Consider the following 20,577-nt stretch of genomic DNA (forward strand, 5'->3'; position numbering starts at 1 on the left):
ATGACTATTCAATTTACTTCTAAAAAGGTTGGAGAACTATTGAAAGAAGGGAATTTGCGAATTCCTTCTTATCAAAGACCATATAAATGGAACAGAAAACATATCCGTAATCTTTTTTATGATTTACGAGATGCTATGGGGAAAAAGGAATATCAGATTGGTTCCGTTATCTTGCATGAAAATGATGAAAATGATGGAAATGATAGATACTTAGATATTGTCGATGGACAGCAACGGCTAATTTCTATTTCCTTGTTTCTTCATTTATTAGATGATTTAGAGAATTATAAGGGTGCTAATCAACTGCTGAGTGCTGAATTTGGAGAGCTATCTTGCTATCATGCGAGTGAAAATTATAACGAGTGGGAAAATTTGACTCAATTGGTTAGCGAAAATGAGGCAAAAGATATTTGCAACTTTTTATTAGAGAATTGTGCTGTCTCTGTGATTATTATGCCCAAAAAACGATTATCAGAGGCTTTTCAGCTATTTGATTCTCAGAATAATCGTGGAAAACCTTTAGAACCTCATGATTTGCTCAAAGCCTATCATCTCCGCAAGGAAGATTCAGAAGATGAAAAGATTGTTGAAAAGTGGGAGCAATTTGTAGAAGATAAAGATTTAAGTCTCAAAGAGTTGTTTGATAAACATCTTTTCCGTATGAGACGTTGGTCTCGAGGAGATACAGGATTGACAAAAAAGCGTTATGGATCTTATCTCCGTTTTACAGAGGATTTTATTGACGATTTTAAAGGCGTTGATTTGAATCAGAACTTTCCATACTTAGAATTGTATCGTCATATTGAAAATCTCCCCATGTCCATTACTATGCCAATCATTGATGGAAGTAAATTTTTTGAGTATATTGAATCTGCTCATGAAACTGTTAAAAATCATAAAGATTTTTTAAATGAACAGTTAGGAATATCTAATGAGTTAGAGGAGGAAGGACAAAATTTAGCTTACCCAGAAGGTATGTTAAACATTTACAATAGCTCAAAAGGACGCTATCTTAAATGTCACAATATATTCCTAAATATTTGCTCGCTTTTCGCAGATAGATTTGGAAAAGAGGAGCTATCAAAGGAGATAGTAGAGACCTTGTTTATTTGGTCTTACTACCCTAGAGTTAAATCTAAAGCCATATATGATGCGACAGTTGGGAACTATGCTGCTGGTGGAAGGTTTAGACAAAAAGAGGTTCAAAAGCTATTTCAACTTTTATCTCATGCTGTCACTCCGAATGATTTTATGGTCAAAATAGATAGAGAGCTATTTGAAAATTATACTGTGGACAAGATTATAGAAGAGGAAAAAGATAAATGGTAGAAACACATATAAGCTTATCAGTTAATCGTTTGTTAAATGAAGATACCTATGCTATCCCTCTTTATCAGAGAAATTTTGCTTGGACTTATGATGAAATTGAGCAGTTATTGAACGACGTAGCAGATGCTGTTCAAGAAAATAGAGACAATTACTATATTGGAACATTAGTCGTTAATAAAGAGAATGACATTTTCAAAATCATAGATGGGCAACAACGAACAACAGCCCTTAATTTGATTGCCTTAGCTTTGAAGCATGAGTTTGGTTTTGATAGATTGAAAGCTGTCAATCTTACCTTTCCAGCTAGGAAGAAATCAAATAAGAATATTCAAGATTTATTTTCCAAGAAAAAAATTTTAGAGGGCGATGAAAATGAGCTGACTAGAGGTTACGGACATGCTAGAGACGCATTGAAAAAAGTGTTAGAAGAGCGCCAATTGAATCCTCAGTCTTTCGTTGGTTATCTTTTTGAAAAGGTCATCATTTTTCGGAGTATACTTCCTGAGGATTTAGATTTGAATCTTTATTTCGAACGTTTCAATTCTCGAGGAGAACAACTAGAGGCTCATGAAATCCTTAAGGCACAAATGATGTCTAAATTTGGTGAAGATCAAGAAATGGCGCAAAAGTTTGCAAGAATTTGGGATGCCTGTGCAGAGTTTGATAAGCCGGTAGCAAGTCAGTTTAAGATGCGACGGAAGAGAGCAGATGACTTTCAAGAACGTGAACGTATTTTTGGATGGCATTTTACAAATTATTCATTTCATAATATTTATAATGATATTGATTTTCATCAAAATGAAAGAAGAAAGTTATCAGATATATTAGGAAAAAAGATAAATGAAAAAAATATAGAAGTAGAAAAAGATTTTGGCGATTATACTACAATCATTGATTTTCCAACATTCTTACTCCATGTATTGGCAATTGCGGAAGGTAAGAAAACTGATGAGATTCAACTAGATGATAAGAAACTCTTAGCACTATTTGATATAAAAAATAAAGATAAAACTTGGGTTATTGAATTTAGTGAATTTCTTCTTAGAATAAAACACATTTTCGATAATTACATCGTTAGAAATTCGAATACGGATTCTTCAAGTAGAAATAAGGATGAATGGTTTTTACAGAAGGGGACTTATTATGAATATCAACCAAATGGAAAATCTAAAGAGCATTATATAGTCGAAGAACGTTTTACTAATAATACGTTTTCGGATTCGGAAATTAACCAAAACATCATTCTTCTCCAATCCATGTTTGCTGTGACCTTTACTGCCAATCGAGATAGTCGTTGGTTATATGAAATCTTGCAATTCTTATTTAACCATATTGAAGAGTTAAATCAAACAGAATTTGCTAGTCTCTTTAAGGATTTTCTTGAAAAAATGGCAGTGAGATATGCTGAGGAAAGATTGTTTACTGAAGATAAAAGTATCAAAAAATATGGAGCAATTCCTGTTTATGCTTTTAACTTTGTAGATTATGTTTTATGGAAAAATCGTGCCGAATTAGAGAAAGAGTACAAGGATATTAATTTTGATAATTTCAAATTTGCATCTCGCCGTTCCATAGAACATTGGTTTCCTCAGAATCCAAATGGACATGATGGAGAGAGCCAATTACCTGCTGAGTTTTTACATTCTTTTGGCAATCTTTGTATCATTACCGATAGTCAGAACTCCAGGTTTGGCAACTCCTATCCAGAGGCTAAATTAGAACAATGGGAAAGAGAAGGGATATTCCATCGTCAGAGTTTAAAATTACAGATGATGGCAAAGATAACTTCTAAAAAAAATAGATGGGATATTGGTGAGATTCAATCTATGGAAAAAGAAGTGGAAAGATATGTACAAAATTTTTGTAATAGCTAATTAAAACAAGCTTCAGTAAGCTTGTTTTTTAAAATACCAATATATGTGATATACTAGTAAGGGAAGGATTTTGTAAAAGACAAACCAGCTCAAAATTTTTTGACTATCAATTAGAACTTGCTGATCAGACAATTCTTCTATCAACAGCACTCTTGTCAGGTGCTATTGCTTTAGCAGGATTATTCTCTGCCTTGAAAGAAAAATAAAAATAGAAAAGAGAAACAACATGGTTTTACCAAATTTTAAAGAAAATCTAGAAAAATATGCGAAATTATTGGTTGCAAATGGAATCAACGTGCAACCTGGTCACACTTTGGCTCTCTCTATCGATGTGGAGCAACGTGAGTTGGCTCACTTAATCGTCAAAGAAGCTTATGCTTTGGGTGCACATGAGGTGATCGTTCAGTGGACAGATGATGTCATCAACCGTGAGAAATTTCTCCATGCGCCGATGGAGCGTCTGGACAATGTGCCAGAATACAAGATTGCTGAGATGAACTATCTCTTGGAGAACAAGGCTAGCCGTCTCGGAGTTCGTTCATCTGATCCAGGTGCCTTGAACGGAGTGGATGCTGACAAGCTATCAGCTTCTGCTAAAGCTATGGGACTTGCTATGAAGCCAATGCGAATCGCAACTCAATCTAACAAGGTTAGCTGGACGGTAGCAGCCGCTGCTGGACTTGAGTGGGCTAAGAAAGTCTTTCCAAATGCTGCGAACGATGAAGAAGCAGTCGATCTCCTTTGGGACCAAATCTTCAAAACTTGCCGTGTCTATGAAGAAGATCCTGTTAAGGCTTGGGAAGAGCATGCAGCTATCCTCAAGAGCAAGGCCGATATGCTTAATAAAGAGCAATTTTCAGCTCTTCACTACACAGCGCCAGGGACAGATTTGACACTTGGTTTGCCAAAAAACCATGTTTGGGAATCAGCTGGTGCTATCAATGCACAGGGCGAAGGATTCTTGCCAAATATGCCGACAGAGGAAGTCTTCACAGCACCTGACTTCCGTCGCGCAGATGGTTATGTCACTTCTACAAAACCGCTTAGCTATAACGGAAATATCATTGAAGGTATTAAGGTAACCTTTAAGGATGGACAAATTGTGGATATCACTGCAGAAAAAGGCGATCAAGTCATGAAAGACCTTGTCTTTGAAAATGTGGGGGCGCGTGCCTTAGGTGAATGTGCCTTGGTACCAGATCCAAGCCCAATTTCTCAGTCAGGCATTACCTTCTTTAACACCCTTTTTGATGAGAATGCGTCAAATCACTTGGCTATCGGTGCAGCCTATGCAACTAGCGTTGTTGGTGGAGCGGAGATGAGCGAAGAGGAGCTTGAAGCTGCGGGGCTTAACCGTTCAGATGTTCACGTAGACTTTATGATTGGTTCTAACCAAATGGATATCGATGGTATCCGTGAAGATGGGACACGTGTACCACTCTTCCGTAAAGGAGATTGGGCAAATTAAGGAGATAATATGTTAGGAAGTATGTTCGTTGGTCTCCTAGTGGGATTCTTGGCAGGTGCTTTGACCAATCGTGGAGAACGTATGGGATGCTTTGGAAAAATATTTCTAGGTTGGATTGGTGCCTTTATAGGCCACTTGCTTTTTGGGACTTGGGGACCGATAATAGCAGGAACCGCCATTATTCCGGCAGTACTAGGTTCCATGATTGTCTTAGCGATTTTCTGGAGACGAGGAAGTTAATTTCTTAAATCTGATACTCAATGAAAATCAAAGAGCAAATTAGGAAACTAGCCGCAGGTTGCTCAAAGCACTGTTTTGAGGTTGTAGATAGAACTGACGAAGTCAGCTCAAAACACTGTTTTGAGGTTGCAGATAGAACTGACGAAGTCAGTAACATATATACGGCAAGGCGACGTTGACGCGGTTTGAAGCGATTTTTGAAGAATATGAAACGAAAAGGAGGTTGGTCATTGTACCAGCCTCCTTTTGAGTATGATATAATAGTTCTATGAGATTAGATAAATTTTTAGTTGCCTGCGCTGTGGGGAGCCGGACTGAGGTCAAAAACTTGCTCAAGGCTGGGCGCGTGACGGTAAATGGTAAAAAAGAAAAATCAGCGAAACTGCAGATTGATGAAGAAAGAGATGAGATTCGCTTTGATGGGCAAGTGTTGGAGTATGAAGAGTTTGTATACTACATGATGAACAAGCCCCAAGGAGTTATCTCAGCGACTGAGGATCCTAAGCACAGAACCGTTCTGGACTTGCTGGATGATATTGCTCGGAGCAAGGAAGTTTTCCCAGTAGGGCGCTTGGATATTGACACGCATGGTCTTTTGCTCTTGACTAATGATGGTCAGCTTGCCCATGCTCTTCTTTCACCTAAGCGTCATGTGGATAAGACTTATCTTGCCCAGGTAAAGGGAATGATGACCCAAGAAGATGTGGAGACATTTGCCAAGGGAATTCCTCTCAAAGACTTTATTTGTCAGCCTGCTAGACTGGAGCTTGTGTCCATAGATCTAGAAAAGAATCAAAGTCAAATCCGTGTGACCATTGCAGAAGGGAAGTTTCATCAGGTCAAGCGTATGGTGGCCTACTGTGGCAAGGAAGTGGTGGACTTGCAACGTTTGACTATGGGACCTCTAGTATTAGATGAGAACCTAGAACGTGGAGAATGGCGTCGCCTGACCAAGGAAGAGTTAGAAGCTCTCCTTGCGAATATTGCTTAATTTGGTTTATATTCAAAAAAGGTGAGGAAGAATATCCTTGCCTTTTATGTTTTTCAGTTGCTTACTTTGTGAAAAGCGTTATAATAGACTGTAGAATAAAAGGAGGAATCTATGAACGCGATTCAAGAATCATTTACTGATAAACTATTTGCCAACTATGAAGCAAATGTAAAATACCAAGCGATTGAAAATGCTGCTAGCCATAACGGAATTTTTGCAGCTCTAGAACGTCGCCAGAGCCATGTAGACAACACACCTGTTTTCTCATTGGATTTGACCAAGGACAAGGTAACCAACCAGAAAGCGTCTGGTCGTTGCTGGATGTTTGCAGCTCTTAACACCTTCCGCCACAAGCTCATCTCACAATACAAACTGGAAAATTTTGAGTTATCACAGGCCCACACCTTCTTCTGGGACAAGTATGAGAAATCCAACTGGTTCTTGGAGCAAGTCATTGCGACTGCAGACCAAGATTTGACGAGCCGTAAGGTTAAATTCCTACTCCAAACTCCACAACAAGATGGCGGTCAATGGGATATGGTCGTTTCTCTCTTTGAGAAATATGGTGTCGTTCCTAAGTCTGTTTATCCAGAGTCTGTTTCATCTAGCAGCAGTCGTGAGCTAAATGCCATTCTCAACAAATTGCTTCGTCAAGATGCTCAAATCTTGCGTGACTTGCTTGCTTCTGGCGCAGACCAAGCGACTGTGCAAGCTAAGAAAGAAGACCTCTTGCAAGAAATCTTTAATTTCCTTGCTATGTCATTAGGACTTCCACCACGTAAATTTGACTTTGCTTATCGCGATAAAGATAACAACTACCAAAGCGAAAAGAGCATTACTCCACAAGAATTTTACAAGAAATATGTTAATCTCCCTCTAGAAGACTATGTTTCTGTTATCAACGCCCCAACTGCTGACAAACCTTATGGCCAATCTTACACAGTTGAGATGTTAGGAAATGTCGTTGGTAGCCGTGCGGTTCGTTACATCAACGTTCCAATGGAGCGCTTGAAAGAGTTGGCGATTGCTCAAATGCAAGCAGGTGAGACTGTTTGGTTTGGTTCTGATGTCGGCCAGCTCAGCAACCGCAAAGCTGGAATCCTTGCGACAGATGTTTATGACTTTGAATCAAGCATGGACATTAAACTCACTCAAGACAAGGCTGGACGTTTGGACTACAGCGAAAGCTTGATGACCCACGCTATGGTCTTAACAGGTGTGGACTTGGATGAAAATGGGAAGTCAACCAAGTGGAAGGTTGAAAACTCATGGGGAGACAAGGTCGGTACAGATGGTTACTTTGTTGCCTCAGACGCTTGGATGGACGAATACACATATCAAATCGTTGTTCGTAAGGAATTGCTGACAGCAGAAGAACAAGCTGCTTATGAAGCAGAACCAATCGTACTTGCACCATGGGATCCAATGGGAGCCTTGGCAGAATAAAAGCATAGAAAAAAGGAATCAGATTTTAGAACCTGGTTCCTTTTAAGTTGTTTGATTACATGATGTGAAGAACATGTGCCACAATACCCACTGCGAAGAGTGCAAGGATAATAGTGATTGGAGATACTTTTTTCTTAAGCAAGTACATGCAAAGGAAAGTAAGGAGTAGTCCTGATAGTCCAGGAATCAACATATCCAAGTTTTGTTGGAAAGTAGTAACTTTTTCAGGTGTTTGAGACAATCCTTGTCCTACTTGTGCGAATGCTTCTTGGATACCTTTAGATCCTTCTGGCAATTTATCCCAATGGATATAAGCTTTTTCATCTAGTTGAACTTTGGCAACATCGAAAGCAAATTTAATATTTACCCAACGTTGAACAAGGACAGCAAGAATGAACATACCAAGGATAGAAGCTCCTTTAGTGATGTCTTGAAGGATACCGCCAGACATATCTTTAGTGATTTCTGATCCAGCCTTGTATCCAATCTCTTGTGTATACCACAAGAATGACATACGAATCAAGTTCCAAAGAACGAAGAAGAGGATTGGACCTAAGATATTACCAGTAAGGGCAAGTGAAGCACCGAGTGATCCAAGGATTGGGCGTACTGTAAACCAGAATACTGGGTCACCGATACCAGCAAGAGGTCCCATCATACCGATTTTAACCCCTTGGATAGCAGCGTCATCAATTTCAACACCGTTAGCACGTTCTTCTTCAAGTGCAAGAGTAACCCCCATGATTGGAGCGGCTACGTATGGGTGAGTGTTGAAGAACTCAAGATGGCGCTCAAGAGCAGCGACTTGATCTTCTTTTTTAGTGTAGAGTTTTTTAAGAGCTGGAATTAATGAGTAAGCCCAACCCAAGTTTTGCATACGTTCATAGTTCCAAGAACCTTGTAAGAAAGTTGAACGCCACCAAACTTTTTTACGATCTGATTTAGTTAATTGAAGTTTTTCAGTCATGATGTTTTCAGTCCTTTCTTATCTTAGTAGTCTTCTAGGATATCGCCGATTGGGTCGTTGGAAGTTGCGGCTCCTCCGCCACCATTTCCACCAGTTTTAGAAAGGTGAAGGTAGATAAGAGCGATAGCAACACCGATAGCACCAAATCCGATTAGAGTGATATCTGACACGGCAGCAAGCACGAAACCGATAGCGAAGAATGGCCATACTTCACGAGTTGCCATCATGTTGATAACCATAGCGTAACCAACGGCAACGACCATACCACCACCGATAGCCATACCATCTTTGAGCCAATCAGGCATAGTATTTAGAATGCTTTGTACGGTTTCAGTTGGTACCATTAGAAGGAGTGCTGCAGGGATTGCAATACGAAGACCTTGAAGAAGAAGTGCGACAAAGTGAGCACGTTCAACTGCTTTAAAGTCACCTTTTTTAGCAGAAGCATCAGCAGTGTGAACCAATCCGACAGAGAGTGTACGGACAATCATAGTCAAGAATAGACCAGCAACTGCAAGAGGGATAGCAACCGCTTGGGCAACACCGATACCTGTCTTAGTAAAGTCGCCACCAAGAACCATGATAATGGCAGCAGCAACAGAAGCAAGAGCAGCGTCAGGAGCTACGGCAGCTCCGATGTTAGCCCAACCAAGGGCGATCATTTGAAGAGAACCACCAAGGATAATCCCTGCTTCAAGGTTACCAGTAACAAGACCGATAAGGGTACAAGCTACAATTGGTTGATGGAATTGGAACTGGTCGAGGATACCTTCAAGACCTGCTAGGAAGGCTACAACGACTACTAAAACCATAGAAATAATAGACATCTTTAAAATCCTTTCATAAAATCGATTATTGCACGTTTGCTTTGTTGATCAAGTCAAACAAATCTTTTTTCGTGTCGTTTGGTACTTTACGTACGTCAAATTCAACACCAAGGTCACGCATTTTTTCAAATGTAGCAACGTCATCTTTGTCCATAGACAAAACGTTGTTAACCATTGTTTTACCAGTTGAGTGAGCCATTGATCCAACATTAAGAGTTTTGATTGGCACGCCACCTTCGATAGCACGAAGGGCATCTTGAGGTGTTTCAAACAAGATAAGGGCATGTGTTCCTCCGAAGCGAGGATCTTTCGCAACGTCGATTAGTTTTTGGATAGGAACAACGTTTGCTTTCACTTTACCTGGAGCTGCTTGTTTAATCAATTCTTTACGTAATTCGTCTTTAGCTACGTTATCTGAAGCAACGATGATACGGTCTGCTTTTGAATCTGGAGTCCAAGCAGTTGCAACCTGACCGTGAAGTAGACGAGTGTCTAGGCGAGCAAGGTTGATTTTGAGTTTACCGTCTCCGATGACAGTTCCTTCTGGAATCGCAGCTTGAGCAACTGGAGCAGCTGCAGCGCTTGCTACTTCCTCAACTGGGTTTAGCTCTTCTGGAAGAGCCTTGATGCCATCTTTGGCTTCTTTAATAATATTCGCAGCGACTTTTTCTACACCTGCAGTAGCGTCCATGAGGCGCTCTGTATAGGCTTGAATCAACATCGGTAAATTAAGTCCTGTGATGATGGCAAACTTACGTTCAGGATTTTCTCCCATCACGCGACTAGCTTGGTTGAATGGAGATCCACTCCAAAGGTCAGCCAAAACTAGAACCTCATCTTCTGCGTCAAATGCAGCAACAGCGTTATTAAACTTAGCGTATAGATCATCAGGACCTTCATTTGGCATAAAGGTTACAACTTGAACCTTTTCTTGTTCACCAAAGATCATAGATCCTGACTGATGAATACCCGCAGCAAATTCGCCGTGGCTCGCAATAATGATTCCGATACTCATTATTGTCATTCCTCCTTTTTGTTGTTTCAGTTTTCTTTTAAGAAAACTTTAAGACTTTTTAAGTATAAACCGTTTTCATCTAAAAATCAACTCTTTAACATAAAAAAAGTAAAAAGGCATTCCTTGCAAGTGTTGATATATTAAGTTTTCAGGGAGTTTTTTTGAATCCTTATTTTAAAATTTAATATAAAAAGTTGGAAGCGCATTCCAACTTTTAGAATAGTTTTTTATTAGATTAGTGGGTGAAGTCGAGTACCATACGTCCTTGGATTTGACCTTTTTCCATTTCGTCGAAAATGGCTACGGCATCTTCTACTGGACGTTTTTGTACAACTGGGACTACCAAAGCTTCTGCACCGAATTGGAAGGCTTCTTCCAAGTCTTTACGAGTTCCAACAAGAGAACCGATAACTTGGATTCCATCTAGAACGGTTTTGACGATACTGAGTTCCATCATTTCAGAAGGAAGACCGACAGCGACTACGCGACCACCAGCACGAACGGAGTCAACAGCCTGGTTGAAGGCAACTTTAGACACAGCAGTTACGACAGCTGAGTGAGCACCTCCATTTGTTTTTTCTTTGATGAGTCCTGGTACATCATCAACTTCTAGGCCGTTAATAACAATGTCAGCTCCTACTTCTTTTGCAAGGGCAAGTTTGTCGTTATTGATATCAACTGCGATGACATGAGCATTGAATACTTTTTTAGCATATTGAACAGCTAGGTTACCAAGACCACCAGCGCCGTAAAGAACAACCCATTGACCTGGTTCAACTTTGGCCTCTTTAATAGCTTTATAGGTTGTTACACCAGCACATGTGATAGAAGAGGCTTGGGCTGGATCAAGTCCGTCAGGAACTTTAACAGCATAGTCTGCAGTTACGATACATTGTTCAGCCATACCACCATCTACTGAGTAGCCGGCATTTTTCACTGTACGGCAAAGGGTTTCGCGACCAGTTGTACAGTATTCGCAAGTGCCACATCCTTCAAAGAACCAAGCAACGCTGACGCGGTCGCCGACTTTAAGGCTTTTAACATCTGGGGCAATTTCTTTAACGATACCAACACCTTCGTGTCCTAGGACGCGGCCTGGTACTTGACCAAAGTCACCATGGGCAACGTGGAGGTCAGTGTGGCAAACACCACAATATTCAATTTCTACAAGTGCTTCCCCAGTTTCAAGTGGACGGAGTACTTTTTCTTCAATAGCAACACCAGTGCTTTCTGGATTTACAACAACAGCTTTCATAGCTATCCTCCTTGATATTAACGGAGAGCAGGAGAAACAGGACTGGATTGATTTTGTATCAACAGAGTCGAGTATGACGAGCTCTCTTGTATTTATATGTGAATTATATCACAAAAGAAAGCCTTTTCCAAGGTTTTGGAGGCAAAAAGTAGAACAATCGATTAACTGGTTGATGAGACTGTGAAAAGAGCACAAAGACCAGCTTGCAAGCTGGTCATACTCTTCGAAAATCTCTTCAAACCACGTCAGCTTCGCCTTGCCGTACTCAAGTACTGCCTACGGCTAGCTTCCTAGTTTGCTCTTTGATTTTCATTGAGTATCAGTATAGGTTATAAGAATAAGTCTTGCAGGGTTTTGGCAACACCGTCTTGGTCATTGGTCAGGGCGATTTGCTCATCTGCATAGGGGAGTAGCTCTGGGTTGGCATTTTTCATGGCATAGCCCTTCCCAGCAAAAGCGAGCATTTCGGTATCATTGTGCTCATCTCCAAAGGCAATCAAATCCTTTTTGTCACGGTTCATTACCTTGAGCAAGTAGTCCAAAGCAAAGGCCTTGTTGACACCTTTTGGGGTACACTCAAGGATATTGAGCGGACCTCCCCAGGTATTGATAGACAGTTGATGCTGGTAGAAGGCGTTCATTTCTTTTGCCAAGGCATATTTGTCACTGACTCTGGTCTGTAAAAGAATACAGTTAGGATCCTTGGTTACTAACTCTGGCTGAAATTGATCTTCAGGATGGAAAGATTCTACACCAAATAGTTTGGGATTGGCAATTTCTTCATTAGGATTTGTAATGTAGAATTTTTTACGATATTCTCCAGCGATAAAATCGGCTTGAATGTCCTCTGAACGTTGAACCATGTCTAAAAGATATTTTTTGTCTACCGTCAAACACTTTTCAAAATCCCAAACTTGGTCTGGTAAATGAGTAAGGGAGCCGTTGAAATTAATCATAGGAGTGTTTAAGCCTAGTTCACGGTAAAAATCTTTTGACATACGGTAAGGGCGACCTGTCGTAATAATAACCTGATGGCCTTTTTCAGCAACTTTTTTAATAGTTTCTTTGGTAAAGTCAGAAATCTGACTGTCCGAGTTGAGAAGGGTTCCATCCAGGTCAACTGCAATAATTTTTTTCGTCATAGGGACCTTTCTAGTGTCTTTTCAGATAAGATGTCTACTATTATAACAGAAAGCAGGCAGAAAAGCAGATTCCAAACAAAAAATGAAATTTCATCAAATTCTTAAATAAATCAAACAAAGATATTGAAAAAGTGAATGATAAATGATATAATTCTATTATTGTTCGTAAAAATTAAAAGGAGATTGATAATGGACAAATTATTTAAACTAAAAGAGAACGGTACGGACGTTCGTACAGAGGTTCTCGCTGGTTTAACAACTTTCTTTGCAATGAGTTATATTCTCTTTGTAAACCCACAAATTCTTTCGCAAACAGGAATGCCTGCTCAAGGTGTCTTCCTAGCGACGATCATTGGTGCAGTAGCGGGTACCTTGATGATGGCCTTCTATGCTAACTTACCTTATGCTCAAGCGCCAGGTATGGGTCTTAACGCCTTCTTTACATTTACAGTCGTATTTGGACTCGGTTATTCTTGGCAAGAAGCCCTAGCTATGGTCTTCATCTGTGGGATTATCTCATTGATTATTACCTTGACAAATGTTCGTAAAATGATCATTGAATCGATTCCAAATGCTCTTCGCTCAGCTATTTCAGCTGGTATCGGTGTCTTCCTTGCCTATGTAGGGATTAAGAATGCTGGACTTTTGAAATTTACGATTGATCCAGGCAACTATATTGTTGTAGGAGAAGGGGCTGACAAAGCTCAAGCAACGATTGTAGCAAACTCTTCAGCAGTTCCAGGCTTGGTCAGCTTTAATAATCCAGCTGTTTTGGTGGCTCTTGCAGGACTTGCCATTACTATCTTCTTTGTTATCAAAGGGATTAAAGGGGGAATTATCCTCTCTATCTTGACAACAACTGTTCTTGCTATCGCAGTTGGTTTGGTAGATTTGTCTAGTATCGATTTTGCTAATAACCATGTTGGTGCAGCTTTTGAAGACTTGAAGACAGTCTTTGGTGCAGCTCTTGGTTCAGAAGGTTTGGGAGCTTTGATTTCAGATACAGCTCGCTTGCCTGAAACTCTGATGGCTATTCTTGCCTTCTCATTGACAGATATTTTTGACACGATTGGTACCTTGATCGGTACAGGTGAAAAAGTTGGTATCGTAGCGACAAATGGTGAAAATCACCAATCAGCTAAGTTGGATAAGGCTCTTTACTCTGACTTGATTGGTACTTCAATTGGTGCCATCGCTGGTACTTCGAACGTAACGACTTATGTTGAGTCTGCTGCTGGTATCGGTGCAGGTGGACGTACTGGTTTGACAGCCTTGGTCGTGGCAATCTGTTTTGCTATCTCAAGCTTCTTTAGCCCACTTCTAGCGATTGTACCAACAGCCGCTACAGCTCCAATCTTGATTATCGTTGGGATTATGATGTTGGCTAGTTTGAAAAATATCCATTGGGATGATATGGCTGAAGCGGTTCCTGCCTTCTTCACATCTATCTTTATGGGATTCAGCTACTCTATCACTCAAGGGATTGCAGTTGGTTTCTTGACTTACACTTTGACTAAGCTTGTCAAAGGTCAAGCTAAAGATGTTCATGTCATGATTTGGATTTTGGATGCCTTATTTATCCTTAACTACATTAGCATGGCCTTATAATAGGATGACCCAGGGGGATTTTTCCCCTTTTTTAATACAAAGGAGATAGGTGATGAAAGAGAAAAATATGTGGAAAGAATTATTGAATCGTGCAGGTTGGCTGTTAATCTTTTTTCTGGCGACAATTTTATATCAGATTCCTATAGGGGTTACTGCTATTTTAACTTTAAATGCAGTACCACTGTTGCAGTCAGGACTGATAGTTGCTGGTATTTCGATTGTGATTCTGGTGCTGTTTATTATTGGAGCTCGTAAAACGCAGTTAGCAAGTTTTAATTTTTCTTTTTTTAGAGCTAAGGATCTGGCACGATTGGGCTTGAGTTATTTAGTTATTATCGGGTCAAATATACTTGGTTCTATCTTGTTACAACTGTCAAATGAGACGACAACAGGTAACCAGTCTCAGATTAACGATATGGTTCATAATAGTTCTCTGATTTCCAGTTTCTTCTTATTGGCCTTGCTTGCTCCGATTTGTGAGGAAATCTTGTGCCGTGGGATTGTTCCTAAAAAGATTTTCCGAGGAAAGGAGAACTTGGGCTTTGTAGTTGGTACGATTGTATTTGCTTTATTGCATCAACCAAGTAATTTACCGTCTTTATTGATTTATGGAGGTATGTCTATCGTTCTGTCTTGGACGGCTTACAAGACCCAACGTTTGGAAATGTCTATCTTACTTCACATGATTGTGAATGGGGTTGCTTTCTGTTTGTTGGCTCTCGTGGTGATTTTGAGTCGGACATTAGGGATTTCTGTTTAAGATTTTTGACAATTGCTTACTTGTTTCTACTGGGAAAAAGATGAATGCAATCGTGTCCATCTTTTTCTTTTTATGGTAAAATAGAGAAATAATATGGTGAAAAGCCTTGAGGGAGTGACCGATATGTCAAGTAAAGCCAATCATGCAAAGACAGCTATTTGCGGAATTATCAATGTAACCCCAGACTCCTTTTCGGATGGTGGTCAATTTTTTGCGCTTGAGCAGGCGCTCCAGCAGGCTCGTAAATTGATAGCAGAAGGAGCCAGCATACTAGATATCGGTGGAGAATCAACTCGGCCGGGAAGAAGTAGCTATGTTGAGATAGAAGAGGAAATCCAGCGTGTTGTTCCAGTGATTAAGGCTATTCGCAAGGAAAGTGATGTCCTCATCTCTATTGATACTTGGAAGAGTCAGGTGGCAGAGGCTGCTTTGGCTGCTGGTGCCAATCTAGTCAATGATATCACTGGTCTCATGGGTGATGAAAAAATGGCCCATGTGGTTGCTAAGGCTGGAGCGAAAGTAATCATTATGTTTAATCCAGTCATGGCTCGACCTCAGCACCCTAGCTCGCTTATCTTTCCTCATTTTGGCTTTGGTCAAGCTTTTACAGAGGAAGAGTTAGCTGACTATGAAAAAATGCCAATCGAAGACTTGATGGAGGCTTTCTTTGACAGAGCCCTAGCGAGAGCGGACGAAGCGGGTATTGCACAAGAAAATATCCTGCTGGATCCAGGAATCGGCTTTGGTCTGACCAAGAAAGAAAATCTGCTCCTTTTACGGGACTTGGATAAACTCCATCAGAAAGGCTATCCAGTCTTTCTTGGAGTTTCGCGCAAGCGGTTTGTCATCAATATCCTAGAAGAAAATGGTTTTGAAGTCAATCCTGAGACAGAACTTGGTTTCCGCAATCGGGATACGGCCTCTGCTCATGTAACCAGTATCGCTGCGAGACAGGGTGTGGAAGTGGTGCGCGTGCATGACGTAGCCAGTCACAAGATGGCGGTTGAAATTGCCTCCGCCATTCGTCTAGCTGATGATGCGGAAAATCTAGATTTAAAACAATACAAATAAGATGAAAGAAATTGAAAACAATCAATGGATTACCAACTACCGGACGGACCGACCACATTTTGGCTTGGAACGCATGGTGGAACTGTTAGCTTTGCGTGGCAATCCCCATCTCAAACTCAAGGTCATCCATATCGGAGGAACCAATGGCAAGGGCTCGACCATTGCTTTTTTGAAAAATATGCTGGAAAAGCTAGGCCTGAGAGTTGGGGTGTTCAGCTCGCCCTATCTCATTCATTATACAGACCAGATTAGCATCAATGGGGAATCTATCCCAGAGGCTAGACTAGAAGCCCTCATGGCAGACTATCAGTCTTTGTTGGAGGGAGAAGCGGCCGCTAATTTACAGGGCACAACTGAGTTTGAGATTATCACAGCCATAGCCTATGACTACTTTGCCTTAGAGCAAGTAGATGTGGCTATCATGGAAGTGGGCATGGGTGGACTTTTGGATAGTACCAATGTTTGCCAGCCCATTTTGACAGGAATTACGACTATTGGATTGGATCATGTAGCCCTACTTGGGGACACCTTGGAAGCCATAGCAGAGCAGAAAGCTGGTATTATCAAACAAGGTATTCCCTTGGTGACAGGTCGCATTTTTCCAGAAGCTTTGGCTGTGATTGACAGCATTGCGGAAGGGAAAGATGCGCCGAGACTTGCCTACGGGGTAGATTATCAGGTTGATCATCAAAAGAGTGTGGTGACAGGGGAAGTCTTTAATTATACTAGCTCTCTCAGACAAGGTCACTTCCAGACTGGCCTACTTGGTTTGCACCAGATAGAGAATGCTGGGATGGCTATAGCTTTACTTGATACATTTTGTCAAGAGGATGGTCGAGAACTAGCAAGTAATGACTTGCTTGCTCAGGCCTTGGAAGAAACAAGTTGGCCAGGGCGTTTGGAAATCGTGTCAAGAGATCCCTTGATGATTTTGGATGGAGCCCACAACCCTCATGCCATCAAGGCTTTAGTAGCAACCTTGCAAGAACGTTTTGCAGATTATCGTAAGGAAATCCTCTTTACTTGTATCAAAACCAAGGCCTTGGAGGATATGTTGGACTTGCTGGGGGCCATGCCAGATACCGAGCTTACTCTGACACATTTTGACGATAGTCGGGCGACTGATGAAAACGTGCTGAAAGAGGCAGCTAAGTCTAGAAATCTCAGCTACCAAGGTTGGCAGGATTTTCTAGAGCAGAAATTGACAGATAAAAAAGAAGAGAAACAAACAGTTAGGATTGTCACAGGTTCCTTGTATTTCTTGAGCCAAGTGAGAGCTTATCTGATGGAGAGGAAGAACGAAAATGGATACACAAAAGATTGAAACAGCTGTAAAAATGATTATCGAGGCTGTCGGAGAGGACGTTAATCGCGAGGGCTTGCAGGAAACACCTGCTCGTGTGGCCCGTATGTACCAAGAGATTTTTTCAGGTCTTGGTCAAACAGCGGAGGAACATTTGTCAAAATCCTTTGAGATTATCGACGATAATATGGTGGTAGAAAAGGATATCTTTTTCCATACCATGTGTGAACACCACTTTCTGCCATTTTATGGGAGAGCACATATTGCCTATATTCCAGATGGTCGTGTGGCAGGTTTGTCTAAGCTAGCCCGTACGGTTGAAGTTTATTCTAAGAAACCACAAATTCAAGAGCGTTTGAATATCGAAGTGGCCGATGCCTTGATGGAGTATCTGGGTGCTAAGGGAGCCTTTGTTGTCATTGAGGCGGAACATATGTGTATGAGCATGCGTGGTGTCAGAAAACCAGGCACTGCAACCTTGACGACAGTAGCTCGTGGTCTATTTGAAACAGATAAGGACCTCCGAGATCAGGCTTATCGTTTAATGGGACTATAAAAGAATCCGCTTCAAGCGGATTTTTCTAGAAAGGAATCATTATGGATCAACTGCAGATTAAAGATTTGGAAATTTTTGCCTATCATGGTCTTTTTCCTAGTGAAAAAGAATTGGGGCAAAAGTTTGTAGTTTCAGCTGTCTTATCCTATGATATGACCAAGGCGGCTACAGACTTGGATTTAACAGCCTCTGTCCATTACGGGGAATTGTGTCAGCAGTGGACGACTTGGTTTCAGGAAAGCACTGAGGACTTGATTGAAACGGTAGCCTATAAACTGGTAGAACGTACTTTTGAGGCTTATCCTCTTGTCCAAGAAATGAAGTTGGAACTCAAAAAACCTTGGGCGCCAGTGCATTTGCCCCTAGATACTTGCTCAGTAACCATTCATCGCCGTAAGCAGCGAGCCTTTATTGCCTTAGGAAGCAATATGGGGGATAAGCAAGCCAACTTGAAACAAGCCATTGAGAAAATGCGAGCTCGAGGTATCCATATTCTCAAAGAGTCTAGTGTCTTGACGACGGAGCCTTGGGGTGGCGTGGAGCAGGATAGTTTTGCCAATCAAGTGGTTGAGGTAGAAACCTGGTTACCTGCCCCAGTGCTATTAGAGACCTTGTTAGCCATCGAGTTAGAGATGGGACGGGTTCGAGAAGTGCATTGGGGACCTCGTTTGATTGATTTGGACTTGCTCTTTGTGGAGGACCAGGTCATTTATACAGACGACCTTATCTTGCCTCATCCTTACATAGCAGAACGCCTTTTTGTCCTTGAGTCCTTACAGGAACTTGCGCCTCATTTTATCCATCCTACCTTAAAGCAACCTATCCGTAACTTGTATGATGCTTTAAGAAAATAGAAAAACTCTAGCCTTCAGTCACTTGTAACTGAAGGCTAGAGTTTTTATACTCTTCGAAAATCTCTTCAAACCACGTCAGCTTCCATCTGCAACCTCAAAACAGTGTTTTGAGCAGCTTGTGGCTAGCTTCCTAGTTTGCTCTTTGATTTTCCTTGAGTATTAAAATAGGTCATTTTCTTCTGGGAGGAGTATCGTTTCTCTACCATCCATGTCTAAAACCAGTACTCTGGGCGGATAAAGAGGGTCGAAAGGGTGGTTAAAGTCAAAATCAATAGCTGTAGGGAGATGTTGACTTGAAAAGTGGAAGGTGATTTTTCCATGGTTATTGAGCAATTGAAACTCGAGTTCTTCTTCCAATTCAAAGACATTTTTTAAGAAGTGGTCAATAATATACCAAAAAGAGTCAATGACATCATCAGGCAAGCTGGTAACAATTCCAAAACTAGCAGACCGCATGTGGGTACCGGTAAAAGCCATATTTCAGCCCCCTTTCTTTTTCCTTATCATACAGCAAATAGGATTAAAAATCAAGAAAAGGTGTTTTTTTCTTTATAAACATAGTTTTCTATGAAATTTTTTTCAAATAATCTTCAAAAAATACTTGAAAGTGTTTACAAATAGTGATAAAATGGAATAAGTAGAAGCATGAAAACGAAATTTTCATACCGTCTCTTTTTTTGGAGTCTCGTGAGGTATGATATAGAAAGGAAATGGAATGAATACAGACGATACAGTAACGATTTATGATGTCGCCCGTGAAGCAGGAGTTTCAATGGCGACAGTTAGCCGTGTAGTCAATGGCAACAAGAATGTAAAAGAGAATACTCGAAAAAAAGTGCTTGAGGTGATTGACCGTTTGGATTACCGTCCAAATGCTGTGGCGCGTGGTCTTGCAAGTAAAAAGACAACCACTGTCGGTGTCGTGATCCCCAATATCACCAATGGTTATTTCTCAACGCTTGCTAAAGGGATTGATGATATCGCTGAAATGTACAAGTACAATATTGTCCTTGCTAATAGTGATGAGGACGATGACAAGGAAGTTTCAGTTGTCAATACACTATTTTCTAAGCAAGTGGATGGTATCATCTTTATGGGGTACCACTTGACTGAAAAAATTCGTTCAGAGTTTTCTCGCTCTCGGACACCAGTTGTTCTTGCAGGAACTGTGGATGTAGAACATCAGCTTCCAAGTGTCAATATTGACTACAAACAAGCTACGATTGATGCAGTGACCTACCTTGCTAAAGAAAATGAGCGCATTGCTTTCGTTAGCGGTCCACTAGTGGATGATATCAATGGTAAGGTTCGTTTGGTTGGCTACAAGGAAGCCTTGAAAAAAGCAGGTATTTCTTATAGCGAAGGATTGGTATTTGAATCTAAATACACTTATGAAGACGGTTATGCCTTGGCAGAACGCTTGATTTCATCAAATGCAACTGCAGCAGTTGTAACAGGTGATGAGTTGGCAGCAGGTGTCTTGAACGGCCTTGCTGATAAGGGTGTGTCAGTACCAGAAGAGTTTGAAATCATTACTAGTGATGATTCACAAGTCTCTCGCTTTACCCGTCCAAACTTAACCACTATTGCCCAACCTCTTTATGACCTTGGTGCTATTAGTATGCGTATGTTGACTAAGATTATGCACAAGGAAGAGTTGGAAGAACGTGAAGTTCTCTTACCTCATGGTTTGACAGAACGCCGCTCAACACGAAAACGTAAATAGAAAAAATCAGGGAATCGTGAAGATTTCCTGATTTGTTTTATGTGACTATTAGTCCGTCTCGCTCCGTTAGGTGCGAGACAAAACAACCACCCGCTATGCGGGTGCGCGTCGAAGGTTATACCAAAAAAACTCCGAACGCGATACA

19 protein-coding genes are annotated in these 20,577 nt (G+C 40.9%); 13 read left to right on the forward strand and 6 right to left on the reverse strand.

What is annotated here, in order from left to right:
• The 6 genes from ACERDH_RS09485 (at position 1) to pepC (ending at position 7,348) form a co-directional block, all read left to right on the forward strand.
• The gene (locus ACERDH_RS09485) at positions 1–1,329 is read left to right on the forward strand and encodes a DUF262 domain-containing protein (protein WP_049510058.1); all 1,329 of its coding nucleotides are present in this window, start codon (positions 1–3) and stop codon (positions 1,327–1,329) included.
• Positions 1,323–3,203 (forward strand): DUF262 domain-containing protein, encoded by a 1,881-nt coding sequence (locus ACERDH_RS09490; RefSeq protein ID WP_386686761.1) that lies wholly within the window; start codon positions 1,323–1,325, stop codon positions 3,201–3,203. The genes ACERDH_RS09485 and ACERDH_RS09490 overlap by 7 nt, the downstream gene beginning before the upstream one ends.
• 226 nt (positions 3,204–3,429) lie before the next feature.
• Positions 3,430–4,671, forward strand: coding sequence for an aminopeptidase (locus ACERDH_RS09495; protein WP_386686758.1), 1,242 nt, complete (start codon positions 3,430–3,432; stop codon positions 4,669–4,671).
• A 9-nt stretch (positions 4,672–4,680) separates the two neighbouring features.
• Entirely contained in the window at positions 4,681–4,911 is a 231-nt protein-coding gene (locus ACERDH_RS09500) for a GlsB/YeaQ/YmgE family stress response membrane protein (protein WP_386686755.1), read from the forward strand.
• A gap of 268 nt (positions 4,912–5,179) precedes the next feature.
• Positions 5,180–5,902, forward strand: coding sequence for a pseudouridine synthase (locus tag ACERDH_RS09505; RefSeq protein WP_386686752.1), 723 nt, complete (start codon positions 5,180–5,182; stop codon positions 5,900–5,902).
• A gap of 111 nt (positions 5,903–6,013) precedes the next feature.
• Positions 6,014–7,348: an aminopeptidase C gene (gene pepC / locus ACERDH_RS09510; RefSeq protein ID WP_314008659.1), complete on the forward strand. Its 1,335-nt coding sequence runs from the start codon at positions 6,014–6,016 to the stop codon at positions 7,346–7,348.
• Between the two features lie 55 nt (positions 7,349–7,403).
• On the opposite strand, the gene ACERDH_RS09515 is transcribed toward pepC, so the two are convergent.
• The 5 genes from ACERDH_RS09515 to ACERDH_RS09535 form a co-directional block, all read right to left on the reverse strand.
• Entirely contained in the window at positions 7,404–8,315 is a 912-nt protein-coding gene (locus ACERDH_RS09515) for a PTS system mannose/fructose/sorbose family transporter subunit IID (protein ID WP_203213014.1), read from the reverse strand.
• Between the two features lie 23 nt (positions 8,316–8,338).
• On the reverse strand, positions 8,339–9,142 hold the full coding sequence (locus ACERDH_RS09520; protein WP_261045312.1) for a PTS mannose/fructose/sorbose transporter subunit IIC: 804 nt from the start codon (positions 9,140–9,142) through the stop codon (positions 8,339–8,341).
• Positions 9,143–9,167: 25 nt separating this feature from the next.
• Positions 9,168–10,157: a PTS sugar transporter subunit IIB gene (locus ACERDH_RS09525; protein ID WP_386686747.1), complete on the reverse strand. Its 990-nt coding sequence runs from the start codon at positions 10,155–10,157 to the stop codon at positions 9,168–9,170.
• A gap of 235 nt (positions 10,158–10,392) precedes the next feature.
• A complete protein-coding gene (gene adhP / locus ACERDH_RS09530) occupies positions 10,393–11,412 on the reverse strand; it encodes an alcohol dehydrogenase AdhP (protein ID WP_386686744.1) in 1,020 nt (339 codons plus the stop codon).
• Positions 11,413–11,741: 329 nt separating this feature from the next.
• Entirely contained in the window at positions 11,742–12,554 is an 813-nt protein-coding gene (locus ACERDH_RS09535; RefSeq protein ID WP_045612732.1) for a Cof-type HAD-IIB family hydrolase, read from the reverse strand.
• Positions 12,555–12,743: 189 nt separating this feature from the next.
• Here ACERDH_RS09535 and ACERDH_RS09540 point away from each other — a divergent pair, with 189 nt between their 5' ends.
• The 6 genes from ACERDH_RS09540 to folK all read left to right on the forward strand — a co-directional run bounded on the left by ACERDH_RS09540 (position 12,744) and on the right by folK (position 18,706).
• On the forward strand, positions 12,744–14,162 hold the full coding sequence (locus ACERDH_RS09540) for an NCS2 family permease (protein ID WP_049547108.1): 1,419 nt from the start codon (positions 12,744–12,746) through the stop codon (positions 14,160–14,162).
• 52 nt (positions 14,163–14,214) lie between these two features.
• A complete protein-coding gene (locus ACERDH_RS09545; protein ID WP_386686739.1) occupies positions 14,215–14,922 on the forward strand; it encodes a CPBP family intramembrane glutamic endopeptidase in 708 nt (235 codons plus the stop codon).
• 93 nt (positions 14,923–15,015) lie between these two features.
• Entirely contained in the window at positions 15,016–15,993 is a 978-nt protein-coding gene (folP, locus tag ACERDH_RS09550; RefSeq protein WP_386686736.1) for a dihydropteroate synthase, read from the forward strand.
• Between the two features lies 1 nt (position 15,994).
• Positions 15,995–17,317 carry a bifunctional folylpolyglutamate synthase/dihydrofolate synthase gene (locus ACERDH_RS09555; RefSeq protein ID WP_386686733.1) on the forward strand — a complete coding sequence of 441 codons (1,323 nt, stop codon included), beginning with the start codon at positions 15,995–15,997 and terminating at the stop codon, positions 17,315–17,317.
• Entirely contained in the window at positions 17,298–17,852 is a 555-nt protein-coding gene (folE, locus tag ACERDH_RS09560; RefSeq protein ID WP_050208078.1) for a GTP cyclohydrolase I FolE, read from the forward strand. The genes ACERDH_RS09555 and folE overlap by 20 nt, the downstream gene beginning before the upstream one ends.
• A gap of 41 nt (positions 17,853–17,893) precedes the next feature.
• Complete coding sequence (gene folK, locus ACERDH_RS09565; protein ID WP_386686729.1) at positions 17,894–18,706, forward strand: 2-amino-4-hydroxy-6-hydroxymethyldihydropteridine diphosphokinase; 813 nt, start codon at positions 17,894–17,896, stop codon at positions 18,704–18,706.
• Between the two features lie 159 nt (positions 18,707–18,865).
• Here folK and ACERDH_RS09570 read toward each other — a convergent pair whose 3' ends face one another.
• A complete protein-coding gene (locus tag ACERDH_RS09570) occupies positions 18,866–19,183 on the reverse strand; it encodes a DUF960 domain-containing protein (protein WP_386686726.1) in 318 nt (105 codons plus the stop codon).
• A gap of 238 nt (positions 19,184–19,421) precedes the next feature.
• On the opposite strand from ACERDH_RS09570, the gene ccpA reads away from it, so the two are divergent.
• Positions 19,422–20,432, forward strand: coding sequence for a catabolite control protein A (ccpA, locus tag ACERDH_RS09575; RefSeq protein WP_001090628.1), 1,011 nt, complete (start codon positions 19,422–19,424; stop codon positions 20,430–20,432).
• Positions 20,433–20,577: the final 145 nt, after the last annotated feature.

Source organism: Streptococcus bovismuti (genome assembly GCF_042436615.2).
Classification (GTDB): Bacteria; Bacillota; Bacilli; order Lactobacillales; family Streptococcaceae; genus Streptococcus.